Source organism: Enterobacter sp. JUb54, from assembly GCF_014298075.1.
In the GTDB taxonomy this organism is placed as follows: domain Bacteria; phylum Pseudomonadota; class Gammaproteobacteria; order Enterobacterales; family Enterobacteriaceae; genus Klebsiella; species Klebsiella lignicola.
This window is the reverse complement of record NZ_CP060418.1, coordinates 3,366,703-3,383,835: the sequence shown is the minus strand read 5'-3', so window position 1 is coordinate 3,383,835 and position 17,133 is coordinate 3,366,703. Positions and strand designations below refer to the sequence as shown.

General features: G+C 55.4%; 13 protein-coding genes, 2 tRNA genes and 3 rRNA genes. 9 read left to right on the top strand and 9 right to left on the bottom strand.

Annotated features, from left to right (window positions below; all coding sequences use genetic code 11):
- Nucleotides 1-25: 25 nt before the first annotated feature.
- Nucleotides 26-373, bottom strand: a complete 348-nt coding sequence (gene cusF, locus HF679_RS15625; RefSeq protein WP_123757960.1) for a cation efflux system protein CusF — start codon at nt 371-373, stop codon at nt 26-28.
- Nucleotides 374-402: 29 nt separating this feature from the next.
- Complete coding sequence (locus HF679_RS15620) at nt 403-1,788, bottom strand: efflux transporter outer membrane subunit (RefSeq protein WP_123757961.1); 1,386 nt, start codon at nt 1,786-1,788, stop codon at nt 403-405.
- Between the two features lie 173 nt (nt 1,789-1,961).
- Between HF679_RS15620 and HF679_RS15615 the strand changes: the two genes are divergently transcribed.
- Both HF679_RS15615 and HF679_RS15610 read left to right on the top strand, forming a co-directional pair.
- A complete protein-coding gene (locus HF679_RS15615; RefSeq protein WP_123757962.1) occupies nt 1,962-2,645 on the top strand; it encodes a copper/silver response regulator transcription factor in 684 nt (227 codons plus the stop codon).
- Nucleotides 2,635-4,086 carry a Cu(+)/Ag(+) sensor histidine kinase gene (locus tag HF679_RS15610; RefSeq protein WP_123757963.1) on the top strand — a complete coding sequence of 484 codons (1,452 nt, stop codon included), beginning with the start codon at nt 2,635-2,637 and terminating at the stop codon, nt 4,084-4,086. Before HF679_RS15615 ends, HF679_RS15610 begins: the two co-directional genes overlap by 11 nt.
- A gap of 55 nt (nt 4,087-4,141) precedes the next feature.
- Here the strand turns inward: HF679_RS15610 and HF679_RS15605 are convergent, their stop codons facing one another.
- Complete coding sequence (locus tag HF679_RS15605; RefSeq protein WP_123757964.1) at nt 4,142-5,263, bottom strand: cupin domain-containing protein; 1,122 nt, start codon at nt 5,261-5,263, stop codon at nt 4,142-4,144.
- Nucleotides 5,264-5,918: 655 nt separating this feature from the next.
- Here HF679_RS15605 and HF679_RS15600 point away from each other — a divergent pair.
- The 7 genes from HF679_RS15600 to HF679_RS15570 all read left to right on the top strand — a co-directional run bounded on the left by HF679_RS15600 (nt 5,919) and on the right by HF679_RS15570 (nt 13,350).
- A 16S ribosomal RNA gene (locus HF679_RS15600) occupies nt 5,919-7,458 on the top strand.
- A gap of 70 nt (nt 7,459-7,528) precedes the next feature.
- Nucleotides 7,529-7,605, top strand: a tRNA-Ile gene (locus HF679_RS15595).
- Nucleotides 7,606-7,714: 109 nt separating this feature from the next.
- A tRNA-Ala gene (locus tag HF679_RS15590) sits at nt 7,715-7,790 on the top strand.
- A gap of 205 nt (nt 7,791-7,995) precedes the next feature.
- Nucleotides 7,996-10,900, top strand: a 23S ribosomal RNA gene (locus HF679_RS15585).
- 95 nt (nt 10,901-10,995) lie between these two features.
- Nucleotides 10,996-11,111: ribosomal RNA gene (rrf, locus tag HF679_RS15580) — 5S ribosomal RNA — on the top strand.
- The 16S, 23S and 5S rRNA genes sit together here with 2 tRNA genes alongside, the layout of an rRNA operon.
- 397 nt (nt 11,112-11,508) lie before the next feature.
- Nucleotides 11,509-11,826: a hypothetical protein gene (locus tag HF679_RS15575; RefSeq protein WP_154144417.1), complete on the top strand. Its 318-nt coding sequence runs from the start codon at nt 11,509-11,511 to the stop codon at nt 11,824-11,826.
- 114 nt (nt 11,827-11,940) lie between these two features.
- Complete coding sequence (locus tag HF679_RS15570; protein WP_123757692.1) at nt 11,941-13,350, top strand: GGDEF domain-containing protein; 1,410 nt, start codon at nt 11,941-11,943, stop codon at nt 13,348-13,350.
- Nucleotides 13,351-13,369: 19 nt separating this feature from the next.
- Here HF679_RS15570 and trpS read toward each other — a convergent pair whose 3' ends face one another.
- The 6 genes from trpS to HF679_RS15540 form a co-directional block, all read right to left on the bottom strand.
- Nucleotides 13,370-14,377, bottom strand: a complete 1,008-nt coding sequence (gene trpS, locus HF679_RS15565) for a tryptophan--tRNA ligase (RefSeq protein ID WP_187042190.1) — start codon at nt 14,375-14,377, stop codon at nt 13,370-13,372.
- Nucleotides 14,378-14,594: 217 nt separating this feature from the next.
- Nucleotides 14,595-14,924 (bottom strand): DMT family transporter, encoded by a 330-nt coding sequence (locus HF679_RS15560; RefSeq protein WP_041143869.1) that lies wholly within the window; start codon nt 14,922-14,924, stop codon nt 14,595-14,597.
- Between the two features lie 17 nt (nt 14,925-14,941).
- Nucleotides 14,942-15,352 (bottom strand): DMT family transporter, encoded by a 411-nt coding sequence (locus tag HF679_RS15555; RefSeq protein WP_123757690.1) that lies wholly within the window; start codon nt 15,350-15,352, stop codon nt 14,942-14,944.
- Nucleotides 15,353-15,366: 14 nt separating this feature from the next.
- Nucleotides 15,367-16,059, bottom strand: a complete 693-nt coding sequence (locus HF679_RS15550; RefSeq protein WP_123757689.1) for a hypothetical protein — start codon at nt 16,057-16,059, stop codon at nt 15,367-15,369.
- Nucleotides 16,060-16,071: 12 nt separating this feature from the next.
- A complete protein-coding gene (locus HF679_RS15545) occupies nt 16,072-16,692 on the bottom strand; it encodes a phosphate propanoyltransferase (protein ID WP_123757688.1) in 621 nt (206 codons plus the stop codon).
- The gene (locus HF679_RS15540) at nt 16,689-17,126 is read right to left on the bottom strand and encodes a BMC domain-containing protein (RefSeq protein WP_187042189.1); all 438 of its coding nucleotides are present in this window, start codon (nt 17,124-17,126) and stop codon (nt 16,689-16,691) included. The genes HF679_RS15545 and HF679_RS15540 overlap by 4 nt, the downstream gene beginning before the upstream one ends.
- Between the last annotated feature and the right edge of the window lie 7 nt (nt 17,127-17,133).

Sequence of the window (17,133 nt, the reverse complement as noted above, 5' to 3'; positions counted from 1 at the left end):
TATTGGTGGTTATCTCCGTGGGCCGTTATTGCGCGAGATGGATGTCCTGTAATAAGGAGAGGTTGCCCTGCTGCACAAAGGTAAAGGCGACTTTGCTGCCGGTTTTAATGTCGTTGAGCTGGGTTTGCGGGGTGATGGTGAAGCGCATGGTCATCGGCGGCCAGTTCACGGCCGGGATGGCATCGTGGGCGATGGTGACCTTTTTGCTTTCCATATCAATGGATTTGACTTCGCCGGTGGCGCTGATGGCCTGCGCCTGCTGCGCGGCAGGCTGACTGTTCATCATGTCGCCATGCTGGTGCTCAGCGGCCTGGGCGCTAAACATCACTGCGGAAAGAAAGCCAAAAACGATCGTTTTCGTGACCTGATTCATGATTCATGCTCCTGAGAGTAAGTAAAAAGTTATTCCACCCATCCGCCGCCAAGGGCGGTGAACAGTGCGATTTCGTTGACCTGACGGGCGTAGTTGAGGTCCAGCAGGGTTTGCCGGGTGGTGAACAGCGAACGCTCGGCGTCCAGCACTTCGATGTAGCTCACCGCCCCGTGCTGATAGAGCGTTCTTGCCCGCTGCAGTGTGATTTGCAGCGAGGCGAGGTAGCGCTGCTGGGCGCTGATTTGGTCGGCCAGGCTCTGGCGCAGGGCCAGGGCGTCGGCGACCTCTTTAAACGCGGTCTGGATTTTTTGTTCGTAATTCACCACCGACTGCTGCTGGCGGATTTCGGCAAGATCGAGGTTGGACTGATTGCGCCCGGCGTTAAAAATCGGCAGCTCGATGTTGGGGACGAAATTCCACAACCCGCTGGCGGGGTTAAATAAGCGCGATAGGTCGGTGCTGCTGCTGGATAACGAACTGGTTAAGGTTATCGACGGGAAAAATGCCGCGCGTGCGGCGCCAATATTGGCATTGGCGGCGCGTAAACCGTGCTCGGCTTCTAAGATATCCGGGCGCTGCAACAGGATCTGCGACGACAGCCCGGGCGGTAAGACCACGCCGTTGATATCAAGCAGGCTGCTGGCCGCGTCATCGGGCAGATGCTGATAGCTGCCGAGCAGCAGCTGTAACGCATTGTTGGCCTGCGCCAGTTCGCCTTCACGTTTGGCGATATCGGCGCGGGTGCTTTCGATCACCCCGCGAGCCTGCTCCAGAGCCAGCACATTGGTGCTGCCGGTCAGCAGTTGTTTCTCCACAAAGGCGTAGGACTGCTGATAGTTCTGCAATGTTTCCTGGGCCACCTGTAGCTGGGCCCAGGCCAGGCGCTGGTTGAAATAGCTTTGCGACACATTGGAGATCAGCAGGATATGGACCGCCCGGCGGGCCTCTTCGCTGGCGAAATAGTTTTGCCGGTCGGCCTCGCTTAAGTTCTTCAGTCGGCCGAAGAAATCGAGATCGAAGCTGAGGTTAAGCCCGGCCTGATAGTCGCTGTTGGTGGTGGTATCGCCTTTGAGTTTGCCGCTGTAGGTGGTGCTGGCGGCGCTGTTCAGCTGCGGGTAGCGGTCGGCGTCGGTGACGCCATATTGCGCTCGCGCCTCCTGAACCTTGAGCGTCGCCATGCGCAAATCACGGTTGTTCAGCAGCGCTTCGCCAATCAGCGATTTGACCTGCGGGTCGACGAAAAACGTCCGCCAGCCGGTATCCTGATAGTGGGCAGTGGCGGCGACCAGTTTGTTCTGGCTGAGCGAGAACTGCTGCGGCACCGGCGAGGCCGGCTGCTGGTACTCTGGCGCCAGCGAGAGACAGCCGGTCAGAGCAAAGACCACGCTGAGCGTGATGAGCTTTAATGTGCGCATAGGGCAGGTCGTTTTTTGGCGATGATTGAATGGCTGGTACTTTACAAAACCGCCTCTGTTCGACGCGTGACAGGAAAATGACAATGCTGTCATTTTCCTGAGAATTCATTGCTATCCGGTCGCTCTCCACTAGAATTGGAAACCCGCACAAACGGCGCGTGAAGGAGCATGTCATGAAGATTTTGATCGTCGAAGATGAGAAGAAAACCGGTGAGTACCTGACCAAAGGGCTGACGGAGTCCGGTTTTGTCGTCGATCTGGCCGATAACGGCCTGAACGGCTATCACCTGGCGATGACCGGCGATTATGACCTGCTGATCCTCGACATTATGCTGCCGGATGTGAACGGCTGGGATATTGTCAGAATGCTGCGCGCCGCCGGGAAAAGCATGCCGGTTCTGCTGCTGACGGCGCTGGGTACCGTCGAGCACCGGGTCAAGGGGCTGGAGCTGGGGGCGGATGATTATCTGGTGAAGCCGTTCGCGTTTGCCGAACTGCTGGCGCGGGTAAGAACCCTGCTGCGGCGCGGGGCGTCGGCTATCGTCGAAAACCAGTTTCAGGCGGCGGATTTATTCGTCGACCTGCCCAGCCGCAAAGTAACCCGCAGCGGCGCGCGGATCACCCTGACCAGCAAAGAGTTCACGCTACTGGAGTTCTTCCTGCGTCATCAGGGGGAGGTACTGCCCCGGTCGCTGATTGCCTCCCAGGTCTGGGATATGAACTTTGACAGCGACACCAACGCCATCGACGTGGCGGTGAAGCGGCTGCGGGCCAAAATAGATAATGATTTTGAGCCGAAGCTTATCCAGACCGTGCGCGGCGTCGGCTATATGCTTGAGGTGCCGGATGGCGAGTAAGTGGCTGCAGCGGCCGTTTTCGCTGGCGACCCGGCTGACCTTTTTTATCAGCCTGGCGACGGTGGTGGCGTTCTTTGCGTTCACCTGGATAATGATCAACTCGGTCAAAGCGCACTTTGAAGAGCGCGACGTTCACGACTTAAAGCAGCTGGCGACCACCCTGGAAACGGTGCTCAATCATGGCGATGACTCGCAGGCGCGACGGCTGGAAATCCTGAAAAACGTTATCGATGGCTATGCCAATGTCTTTATCTGTCTGGATGATGCCAACGGCACGATCCTGTTCCAGTCGCCAAATGGCCCGGACCTGAGCCATATTCTGCGCACTCCGGGGCTGGCGGCGCAGCTGCAGGACGGGAGCGTGATCTCGTGGACCGACCCGCACCCGCAGGTCATGACCCATGATAATCATCAGCTGCAGACCCGCGCCTGGCGGCTGATTATGCTGCCCCTCGGCAAGCAGGCGGATGGCAAACCGGCGTATCACCTGCTGATGGCCTTATCGATCGATTTCCATCTGCACTATATTAATGAGCTGAAGGCGAAGCTGGTGTCGGCGGCGTCGGTGATCAGCCTGCTTATCATCCTGATTGTGCTGTTCGTGGTCTATCAGGGGCACAAACCCATTCGCCAGGTCAGCCGACAGATTCAGAACATCACTTCGAAAGATCTCGACGTGCGTTTAGATCCTGGCCGTGTCCCGGTTGAACTGGAACGGCTGGTGCTCTCTTTTAACCATATGCTGGAACGTATTGAGGATGTCTTTACGCGCCAGTCGAACTTCTCCGCCGACATTGCCCATGAGATCCGCACGCCGATCACCAACCTGGTGACGCAAACCGAAATCGCTCTCAGCCAGACTCGTAATCAGAAAGAGCTGGAAGAGGTGCTGTACTCCAATCTGGAAGAGTTCTCGCGGATGTCGCGGATGGTCAGCGACATGCTGTTTCTGGCGCAGGCGGACAATAACCAACTGACGCCTGAGCAGAAAACCATGAATCTGGTGGATGAGGTCAATAAGGTGTTCGACTTCTTCGAGGCGTGGGCCGAAGAGCAGGCGGTGACGCTGCGTCTGAGCGGGAGCGCTGGTTGGGTGACCGGCGATCCGCTGATGCTGCGCCGGGCGATCGGTAACCTGCTATCGAACGCCATTCGCTATACCCCGGCCCAGCAGGCGGTGACGATCCATATCCATGAACGCCAGGGGCAGGTGACGCTGGTGGTGGAAAACCCCGGTAAGCCGATTGCCGCCGAGCATTTGCCCCGGCTGTTCGATCGTTTCTATCGCGTCGACCCGTCCCGCCAGCGCAGCGGCGAGGGGAGTGGGATCGGCCTGGCGATCGTGAAGTCTATTGTGACGGCCCATCACGGCAGCGTGGCGGTGGAGTCCGACAGCCGCTCAACGCGGTTTATCCTGACGTTACCAACGCAGCAGTTGTAACTGCCGGAAGCCGGAGCTATCAGGCTCCCGGCTATCCGGCGGTAGTACGGCGGGATTACTCTTCGAAGTACCAGTAGCCCTGGTTGATCAGGCGCGTCAGTTCCGTCACAAAGGCCGGGTTCTGCAGCGCATCGCCCAGCTCTTGCTGGCTCAGGGTGGTGTAACGGCACAGGGCGTCCAGCGACTGAGCATCGGTTGTTTCCAGACGCTCGCTGTTCACAAAGAAGCTGTCGCCGATATGCAGCACCCGCAGTCCGCTCAGGCGGCACAGGTTTTCCCCGCCGGCCAGTGCATCGACGATTTCATCTTCAGCATACGGCGGTTCCGCCGGGGCGACGTCCAGCTCATGACGTGGCGTGGTCGCGAAGCGGCCGAACCACTGGGTAAAGTCTTCCGGCTGGTTAATCATGTCGATCATCATCGTGCGCAGGCGTTCGAGTTCGTACTCTTCTACCCGGCCAGGATGTTCGCGACAGGTGAGGTCCGGATCGCTGTAGTGTTCGCCGCCGAGGTCGTTTTCCAGCGCATAGTCCGCAAAGCTGCTGATCAGGTCGCGGCCATTAGGGCCACGGAAGCCCACAGAGTAGTTCAGCGCGGTCTCGTGGGTGATGCCATCGTGTGGGAATCCCGGCGGAATATAGAGAATATCGCCAGGTTCCAGATCTTCATCGATGATCGGTGGGAAAGGATCGACATGCAGCAGCGCCGGGTGCGGACAGAACTGGCGCATCGGCAGCTTGTCCCCAACGCGCCAGCGACGGCTGCCCATTCCCTGAATAATAAAGACATCATACTGGTCGATATGCGGACCCACGCCGCCGCCGGGGACCGAGAAGGAGATCATCAGATCGTCCAGGCGCCAGTCCGGCAGAACGCGGAACGGGCGGACCAGTTCGGCGGCAGGCATATGCCAGTGGTTCACCGCCTGGGCCAGCAGGGACCAGCCGGTCTCGCCCAGACCGTCGAAATGTTCAAACGGCCCGTTGCTGGCCTGCCACTGATCGTTGACCAGGCTTACCAGGCGACTGTCGACTTCCGGCTCCATGGCCAGGCCAGCCAGCTCGTCCGGGGTAATCGGATCGACGAAGTTCGGGAAAGCCTGCTTTAACACTACCGGCTGCTTTTGCCAGTACTTCTCTAAAAACTCGGGCCAGTTAATGTTCAGTTGATAAGCCATAGATTCACACCAGTCATGAAGAAACGGGCCTGATTATAGAAAGGTGTCGGTGGCGGGCGCTTTGTCATGCGTCAAAGCCGCTGCTTAATTCACCATCGCGGAAGGGCGTTTTCCATTGCTATATATGTATGGCAATGGATGACCATGAGAGAAGAACCGGGAGCAGCAAGGATAACGTGTTCTTTTGTCTGCGAGGCGAAATAGTGTGAATGCGTCTGCAGGCCGCGTGGTATCTGGGTTTCTTTGTTATCAGGCCAGCGCGGGAATAACCGTTTCGTTTAAATAATGAGCGCTTGATAAGTTTTTTGTATTTTAGCGCTTGCCATCCAAAGAGAACTCCCTATAATGCGCTCCCACTGACACGGCAAATGTGAACAACTTCACAGAGTAAGCCGGGTCGGAAAGAGAAAAACTTCTGAAAATGAGGTTGACTCTGAAAGAGGAAAGCGTAATATACGCCACCTCGCGACAGAGCGCCAAGCGCCGTCGCACTGCTCTTTAACAATTTATCAGACAATCTGTGTGGGCACTCAAAGTGACATGGATTCTTAACGTCCTCGGACGAAAAATGAATACCAAGTCTCAGTGAGTGAACATACGTAATTCATTACGAAGTTCTTTTCTTTAGAAATAAAGAAACACGAGCGTCAAACTTAAATTGAAGAGTTTGATCATGGCTCAGATTGAACGCTGGCGGCAGGCCTAACACATGCAAGTCGAGCGGTAGCACAGAGAGCTTGCTCTCGGGTGACGAGCGGCGGACGGGTGAGTAATGTCTGGGAAACTGCCTGATGGAGGGGGATAACTACTGGAAACGGTAGCTAATACCGCATAACGTCGCAAGACCAAAGTGGGGGACCTTCGGGCCTCATGCCATCAGATGTGCCCAGATGGGATTAGCTAGTAGGTGGGGTAATGGCTCACCTAGGCGACGATCCCTAGCTGGTCTGAGAGGATGACCAGCCACACTGGAACTGAGACACGGTCCAGACTCCTACGGGAGGCAGCAGTGGGGAATATTGCACAATGGGCGCAAGCCTGATGCAGCCATGCCGCGTGTATGAAGAAGGCCTTCGGGTTGTAAAGTACTTTCAGCGAGGAGGAAGGCATTAAGGTTAATAACCTTAGTGATTGACGTTACTCGCAGAAGAAGCACCGGCTAACTCCGTGCCAGCAGCCGCGGTAATACGGAGGGTGCAAGCGTTAATCGGAATTACTGGGCGTAAAGCGCACGCAGGCGGTCTGTTAAGTCAGATGTGAAATCCCCGGGCTCAACCTGGGAACTGCATTTGAAACTGGCAGGCTTGAGTCTTGTAGAGGGGGGTAGAATTCCAGGTGTAGCGGTGAAATGCGTAGAGATCTGGAGGAATACCGGTGGCGAAGGCGGCCCCCTGGACAAAGACTGACGCTCAGGTGCGAAAGCGTGGGGAGCAAACAGGATTAGATACCCTGGTAGTCCACGCTGTAAACGATGTCGACTTGGAGGTTGTTCCCTTGAGGAGTGGCTTCCGGAGCTAACGCGTTAAGTCGACCGCCTGGGGAGTACGGCCGCAAGGTTAAAACTCAAATGAATTGACGGGGGCCCGCACAAGCGGTGGAGCATGTGGTTTAATTCGATGCAACGCGAAGAACCTTACCTACTCTTGACATCCAGAGAACTTAGCAGAGATGCTTTGGTGCCTTCGGGAACTCTGAGACAGGTGCTGCATGGCTGTCGTCAGCTCGTGTTGTGAAATGTTGGGTTAAGTCCCGCAACGAGCGCAACCCTTATCCTTTGTTGCCAGCGGTTCGGCCGGGAACTCAAAGGAGACTGCCAGTGATAAACTGGAGGAAGGTGGGGATGACGTCAAGTCATCATGGCCCTTACGAGTAGGGCTACACACGTGCTACAATGGCATATACAAAGAGAAGCGACCTCGCGAGAGCAAGCGGACCTCATAAAGTATGTCGTAGTCCGGATTGGAGTCTGCAACTCGACTCCATGAAGTCGGAATCGCTAGTAATCGTAGATCAGAATGCTACGGTGAATACGTTCCCGGGCCTTGTACACACCGCCCGTCACACCATGGGAGTGGGTTGCAAAAGAAGTAGGTAGCTTAACCTTCGGGAGGGCGCTTACCACTTTGTGATTCATGACTGGGGTGAAGTCGTAACAAGGTAACCGTAGGGGAACCTGCGGTTGGATCACCTCCTTACCTAAAGAACCTGCCTTTGTAGTGTCCACACAGATTGTCTGATGAAAAATAAGCAGTAAAACATCTCTGCAGGCTTGTAGCTCAGGTGGTTAGAGCGCACCCCTGATAAGGGTGAGGTCGGTGGTTCAAGTCCACTCAGGCCTACCAAATTCGCTACCGTGCTGCGTTATGGCGACGCTCGCATACTTCAGTATGCTTCGTGTCACCACGCCTTGCCCGATATCGAATTACGGTAAACAGAGATGGCAATTACGATGGGGTTATAGCTCAGCTGGGAGAGCGCCTGCCTTGCACGCAGGAGGTCTGCGGTTCGATCCCGCATAGCTCCACCATCCTTTACTGCGATTAACAAGAAAACTTCAGAGTGTACCTGAAAAGGTATGCTGCGAAGTTTTGCTCTTTAAAAATCTGGATCAAGCTGAAAATTGAAACGACACACTGTTTCCTTTCTCCGTAATAAGAAAGGAAAAATGGTGTGTTCGAGTCTCTCAAATTTTCGCAATGCGGACTGTTTTACGAAACAGCTTCGGGTTGTGAGGTTAAGCGACTAAGCGTACACGGTGGATGCCCTGGCAGTCAGAGGCGATGAAGGACGTGCTAATCTGCGATAAGCGTCGGTAAGGTGATATGAACCGTTATAACCGGCGATTTCCGAATGGGGAAACCCAGTGTGATTCGTCACACTATCGTTAAGTGAATACATAGCTTAACGAAGCGAACCGGGGGAACTGAAACATCTAAGTACCCCGAGGAAAAGAAATCAACCGAGATTCCCCCAGTAGCGGCGAGCGAACGGGGAGGAGCCCAGAGTCTGAATCAGCGCGTGTGTTAGTGGAACGGTCTGGAAAGTCCGGCGGTACAGGGTGATAGCCCCGTACACTAAAATGCACACGTTGTGAACTCGAAGAGTAGGGCGGGACACGTGGTATCCTGTCTGAATATGGGGGGACCATCCTCCAAGGCTAAATACTCCTGACTGACCGATAGTGAACCAGTACCGTGAGGGAAAGGCGAAAAGAACCCCGGCGAGGGGAGTGAAAAAGAACCTGAAACCGTGTACGTACAAGCAGTGGGAGCACCTTCGTGGTGTGACTGCGTACCTTTTGTATAATGGGTCAGCGACTTATATTCTGTAGCAAGGTTAACCGTATAGGGGAGCCGCAGGGAAACCGAGTCTTAACTGGGCGTTAAGTTGCAGGGTATAGACCCGAAACCCGGTGATCTAGCCATGGGCAGGTTGAAGGTTGGGTAACACTAACTGGAGGACCGAACCGACTAATGTTGAAAAATTAGCGGATGACTTGTGGCTGGGGTGAAAGGCCAATCAAACCGGGAGATAGCTGGTTCTCCCCGAAAGCTATTTAGGTAGCGCCTCGTGAACTCATCTTCGGGGGTAGAGCACTGTTTCGGCTAGGGGGTCATCCCGACTTACCAACCCGATGCAAACTACGAATACCGAAGAATGTTATCACGGGAGACACACGGCGGGTGCTAACGTCCGTCGTGAAGAGGGAAACAACCCAGACCGCCAGCTAAGGTCCCAAAGTCACAGTTAAGTGGGAAACGATGTGGGAAGGCACAGACAGCCAGGATGTTGGCTTAGAAGCAGCCATCATTTAAAGAAAGCGTAATAGCTCACTGGTCGAGTCGGCCTGCGCGGAAGATGTAACGGGGCTAAACTGTGCACCGAAGCTGCGGCAGCGACACTATGTGTTGTTGGGTAGGGGAGCGTTCTGTAAGCCGTTGAAGGTGGCCTGTGAGGGTTGCTGGAGGTATCAGAAGTGCGAATGCTGACATAAGTAACGATAAAGCGGGTGAAAAGCCCGCTCGCCGGAAGACCAAGGGTTCCTGTCCAACGTTAATCGGGGCAGGGTGAGTCGACCCCTAAGGCGAGGCCGAAAGGCGTAGTCGATGGGAAACAGGTTAATATTCCTGTACTCGGTGTTACTGCGAAGGGGGGACGGAGAAGGCTATGTTAGCCGGGCGACGGTTGTCCCGGTTTAAGCATGTAGGCGGGAAGTTTAGGTAAATCCGGACTTCTGTTAACGCTGAGGTGTGATGACGAGGCACTACGGTGCTGAAGTAACAAATGCCCTGCTTCCAGGAAAAGCCTCTAAGCATCAGGTAACATCAAATCGTACCCCAAACCGACACAGGTGGTCAGGTAGAGAATACCAAGGCGCTTGAGAGAACTCGGGTGAAGGAACTAGGCAAAATGGTGCCGTAACTTCGGGAGAAGGCACGCTGATGGTAAGTGAAGCGACTTGCTCGTGGAGCTGAAATCAGTCGAAGATACCAGCTGGCTGCAACTGTTTATTAAAAACACAGCACTGTGCAAACACGAAAGTGGACGTATACGGTGTGACGCCTGCCCGGTGCCGGAAGGTTAATTGATGGGGTTATCCGTAAGGAGAAGCTCTTGATCGAAGCCCCGGTAAACGGCGGCCGTAACTATAACGGTCCTAAGGTAGCGAAATTCCTTGTCGGGTAAGTTCCGACCTGCACGAATGGCGTAATGATGGCCAGGCTGTCTCCACCCGAGACTCAGTGAAATTGAACTCGCTGTGAAGATGCAGTGTACCCGCGGCAAGACGGAAAGACCCCGTGAACCTTTACTATAGCTTGACACTGAACATTGAGCCTTGATGTGTAGGATAGGTGGGAGGCTTTGAAGCGTGGACGCCAGTCTGCGTGGAGCCAACCTTGAAATACCACCCTTTAATGTTTGATGTTCTAACGTAGACCCGTAATCCGGGTTGCGGACAGTGTCTGGTGGGTAGTTTGACTGGGGCGGTCTCCTCCCAAAGAGTAACGGAGGAGCACGAAGGTTAGCTAATCCTGGTCGGACATCAGGAGGTTAGTGCAATGGCATAAGCTAGCTTGACTGCGAGCGTGACGGCGCGAGCAGGTGCGAAAGCAGGTCATAGTGATCCGGTGGTTCTGAATGGAAGGGCCATCGCTCAACGGATAAAAGGTACTCCGGGGATAACAGGCTGATACCGCCCAAGAGTTCATATCGACGGCGGTGTTTGGCACCTCGATGTCGGCTCATCACATCCTGGGGCTGAAGTAGGTCCCAAGGGTACGGCTGTTCGCCGTTTAAAGTGGTACGCGAGCTGGGTTTAGAACGTCGTGAGACAGTTCGGTCCCTATCTGCCGTGGGCGCTGGAGAATTGAGGGGGGCTGCTCCTAGTACGAGAGGACCGGAGTGGACGCATCACTGGTGTTCGGGTTGTCATGCCAATGGCATTGCCCGGTAGCTAAATGCGGAAAAGATAAGTGCTGAAAGCATCTAAGCACGAAACTTGCCCCGAGATGAGTTCTCCCTGACTCCCTGAGAGTCCTGAAGGAACGTTGAAGACTACGACGTTGATAGGTCGGGTGTGTAAGCGTAGCGATACGTTGAGCTAACCGATACTAATGAACCGTGAGGCTTAACCTTACAACGCCAAAGCTGTTTTGGTGATTAGAGAGAAGATTTTCAGCCTGATACAGATTAATTGGGGTGCTTTTTGAGCATCCTGATAACAGAATTTGCCTGGCGGCGATAGCGCGGTGGTCCCACCTGACCCCATGCCGAACTCAGAAGTGAAACGCCGTAGCGCCGATGGTAGTGTGGGGTCTCCCCATGTGAGAGTAGGGAACTGCCAGGCATCAAATAAAGCAAAGGGCTCAGTCGAAAGACTGGGCCTTTTGTTTTTTCTGCTTTTTGTCGGTGAGCGCGACTTACCCCATTCCGATAGTATTTATATTTCCCCCCTCCATTTATATATTCTCGTTATTTTATTACTCCCTTTTTATTGTACAAATATACGCAATTATGAATATTTACCATGTATCAGAAATATAAAAATAATAAAGATAAAGTTATTATTTTTATTATTTAAAAGTATTTAACGGTAATTTGTTCTCATATTTAACGACCTGTGCGGTTGTCACTGGACATTTTAAATGAAATGTTTTAGTGTCATTAACAGTTTGTTAACTCGGATGAACAGAACGTGTGTCGTGGCCGACAGAATTGTATCGAGCGGCACGATGAGAATACCCATGAAGAACCTGCTAACATGGTCGCCCCTGCGCCCGCTCATAAGTTACCTGCAAGAACGCTTCACCTTTTTAGTTCTGCTATGCTGGCCGGCGATTATTTGGGTCGTATGCCGGGGATGCGTCTGGGCCATCGAAAGCGTACTGCTGCTGATGGGAAAGCCGCTCAGCGAGTCGTTTACCGTACACCTGCAGCCACTGATGACCTTCAGCGCCCTGGTACGCATTTCCCTCAGTTGGGTAGCGCTGCTGTTTATCCTGTTTAGCATGGCGATGGGATTCACCTGGTTGCTACGCCGCGTGATGAACCGCAAACCATAGTTATCGCCGCCAGGATCGTTCTCACCTGCTGAATTTTCAATCTGGTTGACCAGAGCGAACTGTTGTATGATCTTCAGCCTTAAAATAGATCCTAATCGGTGAGTGCTTTATTCAATGAGTGATGAAAGCAAGAAATATATCTCCGTTATTTTCAAGGAATGGCTGCCGCTGTATGACGGTTTGACTCCCGATGTGAAGGCTGTTCTTAAAAATATTGCCTCTGAGCGGTCAGAAGCGTTGGCGGCCCGATTTTATGACTTTATTTTTCAGGATCCTGATATTGCCCGCCATCTGACCTATGACCTGGTGCAGGAGCGCCTCAGTCGTTCGCTGACCGCCTGGGTCAATGAGATTTTGACCTGCGACCGGGATGGACTGCAGGCGCTGGCAGAACGGCAATATTTTATCGGCAGTATTCACGCGCGTATTGGTATTCCCGCCGAGGCCGTACTGCGCGGTGCCCGCCAGCTCAAGGCCGGGCTGATAGAGTACATCCGCGATCGCCACGACATTGACCACCAGACCGCGCTGGCGACCCTCCATTATTCGGTCATGGCCATTAACATGGCCATCGAGATGATGTGCCATGCCTACACGCTATCGCACTACCGGGCGACGAAAAATGAAGAGGCCTACCGCCTGTATAGCCTGATGGATAATATCCCGATGGAGTACGGCAAACAGCAGGCCTCGCTCTCCGGCTGGGAAAACAGCACTATTTTTAATATCGTCAGCGAAAATAAAGCCGCCATTAACGGCACATTATTATCGGAATCCGAATTTGGCCTGTGGTTCCGCCATAAATGCGTGCGCTATTTTAATAAAAATGCCCAGATGGCAGAGATCACCGGCATCATTGAACAGGTCGATCGCTTAATTATCGACTGGAAATCATCAGCGGATCGTTCCGGGTATAAAAACACCCAAAGCCTGCTCCAGAGCATCCATATCCATTGCCAGCAGATTGGTCACCAGCTGGAAGTGATCTTTAGCAGCCTGTCGCAGATGCAGAACGGCAAGGATTCACTGACCAGCCTGCTAAACCGCCGCTACCTGCCGGTGGTCCTCAAACATGAGGTTACCCTCGCCATGGAGCATGGGCTGCCGATGACGGTGGCGATGGTGGATATCGACCATTTCAAAGAGATTAACGATAACTGGGGCCACGTGGTGGGCGACCGGGCGATCAAGCACGTTGCCGACCTGCTCAGCGATAATATTCGTTCCAGCGACTATATCTTCCGCTATGGCGGTGAAGAGTTTTTACTGGTTCTGGTGGAAACCAACGCCGGTGAAGCCTTTACGCTACTGGAACGTCTGCGAAAAAGCATCAGCCAGCTCCAGTTTGACGTTGGCGCCGATACCCACATTGCCATCACCGTCAGCATCGGCTATGCCGTGCATAGCGGCCACCCGGATTACAACCGACTGCTGCGCGATGCCGACAGTGCGCTGTACACCGCCAAGCGCAGCGGGCGCGACTGCGTGAAGCTGCATCAGGGCGGGCACGACGCATCACACTGAGGCGCCGTGCCCCGGCTGTTCAGAACAGTACCGGCAACCCTAATCCCCGCATGACCTCATGCAGCGTCTGCTGCGTGAGGTGCTGCGCCCGCTCACTCCCCTGACGCAGCAGTTCCAGCAGCATCCCTTTATCAGCGATAAACGTTGCCCGGCGTTCGCGAATCGGCGCCAGCAGCGTCTGCAGGCACTCCTCCAGCACATTTTTACACTGCCGATCGCCCAGCCCGCCACGCTGGTAGTGGGCTTTCATCTCGGCAACCAAGGCGTGGTCGGGATGGAAGGCGTCCAGATAGGTAAAGACGACGTTGCCGTCGAGTTGGCCTGGATCGCTGACGCGCAGATGGTGTGGGTCGGTATACATCGCGCTGACCGCATGATGGATCTCCTCTTCGGTAGCAGAGAGCGTCAGCGTATTCCCTAGTGATTTTGACATCTTGGCGCCGCCATCAATGCCCGGCAGGCGGCTGACATCGCTGAGCAGCGCTTTGCAGTGCTGCAGTACCGGCGTCGTCGTCAGGCTATTCATTTTGTGGACGATCTCATTGGTCTGCTCAATCATCGGCAGCTGATCGTCGCCCACCGGCACCAGCCCGGCTTTAAAGGCGGTAATGTCCGCCGCCTGGCTGATGGGGTAGGCGAGAAAGCCGACCGGCAGCGAGCGGGAAAATCCCTTCTGCGCGATCTCGTTTTTGACCGTCGGATTGCGCTCGACGCGGGCGACGGTGACGATATTCATATACAGCGCGCTCAGTTCAGCCAGCGCCGGAAGCGATGATTGCAGGCAAATCGTGGTTTTACGTGGGTCGATCCCCACCGCCAGATAATCCGCCAGCACCTCGCAGATGTTGCGGCTGATTTTGTGCGGATCGCTGCCGTTGTCCGTTAGCCCCTGCAGGTCGGCGACGAGAATAAACTGCTGATGGTCATGTTGCAGCTCGACCCGCTGGCGCAGCGAGCCCACATAGTGGCCGAGATGCAGCTGGCCGGTCGGGCGATCGCCGGTAAGAATGGTAGGTAATGTGTTCATCAGAGACTCCTAAGGCTGCGGTAAGCCGAAAGACGTCGCTAAGAAATGATTAAGCCGCCTTCCGGCGGCTTAAAAAATGGAAAACATCAATCGTGCCGCCTGTTATGCAGGCAGCCACCAACGGCATGAGCGGGAGATGACAACGATTCTGTTCATGCCGATTATCCTGACACGAAAAGGGCGCGGGGTAAACCCACGCCCGGCCATGTTTTGCGGATTACATCGTGGAGAAGACGTTCATGATGATGCCGCCGGAGATGATCAGCACCATGGCGAAGATCGCCGGCAGATCCGGTTTTTGCTTATACAGGATCATCGAGCAGATGGTGACGCCGACGATGCCGAAGCCGCACCACAGCGAGTACGCCACGCCCACCGGAATGGTGCTCATTGCGCGGGTGAGGGCGAAATAGCACAGCCCGTAAGCGCAGACGACCAGTACGGAAGGTGCCAGTTTGCTAAAGCCGTTGGTTTTTTTGATCATCGACGTACCGGTAATTTCTGAGCCGATGGACAGCGCCAGCCATAAGAACCCGAGATTAAACATATGCTATTCCTTTTCAGTTAGTTGGCGATCTTGCTATCCAGTGGCGTCACCGGCTCGGCAGGCGCGTCGGTGCTCTCTTCGCTGCCCATTTTTGAAAACAGATTCATGATCACGATGCCGCTGGCGATAATCGCCATGCCAATAATGGCCGCGGTATCCGGATGCTGGCCGTAGAAGGCCATCCCCAGGGTCGATACCACCAGAATGCCGGTACCGGACCAGGTGGCGTACGCCAGGCCGACGGGAATGTCTTTGACCGCGCGGGACAGCGAGTAGTAGCAGGTGCAGTACAGAACAATCAGCAGCCCGAGCAGCAACATTTTGGTGGAGCCTTCGCTGCTACCGAACATCTTGAGGGTGGACGTCGCCGAGGTTTCCGAGAGGATAACCAACAGCATCCATAGCCAACATTTTGTTTTTGAAGACATAATAAACTCCGGATCTATTTATTAAGGTAGGGTTCTTTATTTCTGTTTTTAAGAAAATCGCTCGCGGCATCGGTTAAAACGGCATCGCTGGCGGCGGCCAGCGCCGGATTATTGACGATGTCTGTGACAGTGAGATAACGACGCGCCCCGCCGACCGGCGTCGGAACGGACGCTCCCGGCCCGGCGTCCAGCGTCGCCAGCAGTTCATTCATCGAGCACAACGTGACGCCGCATGCCGTCAACCGGGCCAGGGTCGCGTGCATCTGGCTGGCGTATGGCGTCTGGCTCGCCGCGCCGCACAGCTGGTTCAGCTCGCTGTCCGGGTCGCAGTGATAGCGCAGCGCCAGCACCGGCAGACCGGCCAGCAGCGCGTCGTGCAGGCGCCGGGCAACCGGGCTGTGCAACGTGCCGTTTGCCAGATCGGCCGCCATCGGATAATCGAGAAACGGCACTATCACGGCCCGCCAGGCCATCGACGGCAGCGCCGCCTGCCAGATCCCGGACGGGATAATCTCGCCGATTGCCTGCCACTGGGCCGCATCTACTATTCCGTCTTCCAGCGCGAGGTGCAGACGCTGCCCGCATCCCGCCAGACGACGGTGGACTAGCGGGCGATACCCCTCCGCCGCGCCGACCATCACCAGCACCGGCGGCTGTAGCCGCTGGATAACCCGCGTCACCAGGTGGTCGATCTCTTCATCGGTCATGGCTGGCCCCCGTTATGCAATAAGCGTGACCTGCGCGCCGTTTTTCAATCCGGCGGCGTTGGCTTCTTCGGTATCGATATGCAGCTCGAGGACAAAATCGTCCCGTACCCGCACCACCACTTCATCGAACGTCAGCTGGCGTTGGCCCCGGCTGCCGACCTTGACCTTCTGGCCATGGCTGACGTTCAGGCGCTGCGCATCCTGCGGCGACATATGAATATGCCGCCAGGCACAGATCACCTGAGACTGCAGCTCAACGTGGCCCGCCGGGCCAATCAACAGGGCGTTACCGGCCTGCTCCAGCTGCCCGGACTCGCGAACCGGCGCCTGGACTCCCAGCGTGAAGGCGTCGGCGCGGGAGATTTCCAGCTGGGTTACCGGGCGAGTGGGCCCGAGCACGCGCACCCGGGTCAGCGAGCCTTTGGGCCCGACCACGGTCACGCACTCCTCGGCGGCAAACTGCCCCGGCTGGCGTAGCGGTTTAAACGGCGTCAGCGCGTAACCTTTGCCAAACAAGGCCTCGACATCCTGCTGCGACAGGTGCACGTGACGGTTAGAAATGCCGACTGGAATATCCGGCGTGAGGCGGGTCAGTCGGGCGCTGATTTTTTCCTGTAGCAGGGTGTCGATCATGCCTTCTTCCCTTTCTTCATCGCGGCGCTTTTATCATCCGCCTCGCCAGCTGCCGGTTGGGACGGCGGCATCTCCGGCCCGCTTTTTTCCGCCGACGTCGTGACGACGACAGGTTCTGCGACCGCAGGTTTTATTACCGCTGGTGCCTCAGGGCGCGGCGGACGGCCTTTTAAGTTCCCCAGCGCCTCAACCACGCTGCGTTCCGGGCGGGCGATGACCAGTGAACCCACAACCTGGTCTGCGGCAACCACGGCGATGCCGCGCTCAATGGCGGTGTGGATGGCGCTGATCTCGCCCTCGAAGCAGACGCTGACCAGCCCCGACCCGACTTTGCGATAACCAATGCAGGTCACGCCTGCAGCTTTACAGGCGGCATCGACAGCCTGAATGGCGGCGACCAGCCCTCGCGTTTCAATTACGCCTAAACTTTTCATTGTCGGC

Excerpts from the sequence above, each read along its gene's own strand:
- HF679_RS15560 (WP_041143869.1), bottom strand. The coding sequence starts at position 14,924 with ATGTTTAATCTCGGGTTCTTATGGCTGGCGCTGTCCATCGGCTCAGAA.
- HF679_RS15605 (WP_123757964.1), bottom strand. The coding sequence starts at position 5,263 with ATGGCTTATCAACTGAACATTAACTGGCCCGAGTTTTTAGAGAAGTAC.
- cusF (WP_123757960.1), bottom strand. The coding sequence starts at position 373 with ATGAATCAGGTCACGAAAACGATCGTTTTTGGCTTTCTTTCCGCAGTG.
- trpS (WP_187042190.1), bottom strand. The coding sequence starts at position 14,377 with ATGAACACATTACCTACCATTCTTACCGGCGATCGCCCGACCGGCCAG.
- HF679_RS15570 (WP_123757692.1), top strand. The coding sequence starts at position 11,941 with ATGAGTGATGAAAGCAAGAAATATATCTCCGTTATTTTCAAGGAATGG.
- HF679_RS15620 (WP_123757961.1), bottom strand. The coding sequence starts at position 1,788 with ATGCGCACATTAAAGCTCATCACGCTCAGCGTGGTCTTTGCTCTGACC.
- HF679_RS15615 (WP_123757962.1), top strand. The coding sequence starts at position 1,962 with ATGAAGATTTTGATCGTCGAAGATGAGAAGAAAACCGGTGAGTACCTG.
- HF679_RS15545 (WP_123757688.1), bottom strand. The coding sequence starts at position 16,692 with ATGATCGACACCCTGCTACAGGAAAAAATCAGCGCCCGACTGACCCGC.
- HF679_RS15555 (WP_123757690.1), bottom strand. The coding sequence starts at position 15,352 with ATGTCTTCAAAAACAAAATGTTGGCTATGGATGCTGTTGGTTATCCTC.
- HF679_RS15575 (WP_154144417.1), top strand. The coding sequence starts at position 11,509 with ATGAAGAACCTGCTAACATGGTCGCCCCTGCGCCCGCTCATAAGTTAC.
- HF679_RS15540 (WP_187042189.1), bottom strand. The coding sequence starts at position 17,126 with ATGAAAAGTTTAGGCGTAATTGAAACGCGAGGGCTGGTCGCCGCCATT.
- HF679_RS15550 (WP_123757689.1), bottom strand. The coding sequence starts at position 16,059 with ATGACCGATGAAGAGATCGACCACCTGGTGACGCGGGTTATCCAGCGG.
- HF679_RS15610 (WP_123757963.1), top strand. The coding sequence starts at position 2,635 with ATGGCGAGTAAGTGGCTGCAGCGGCCGTTTTCGCTGGCGACCCGGCTG.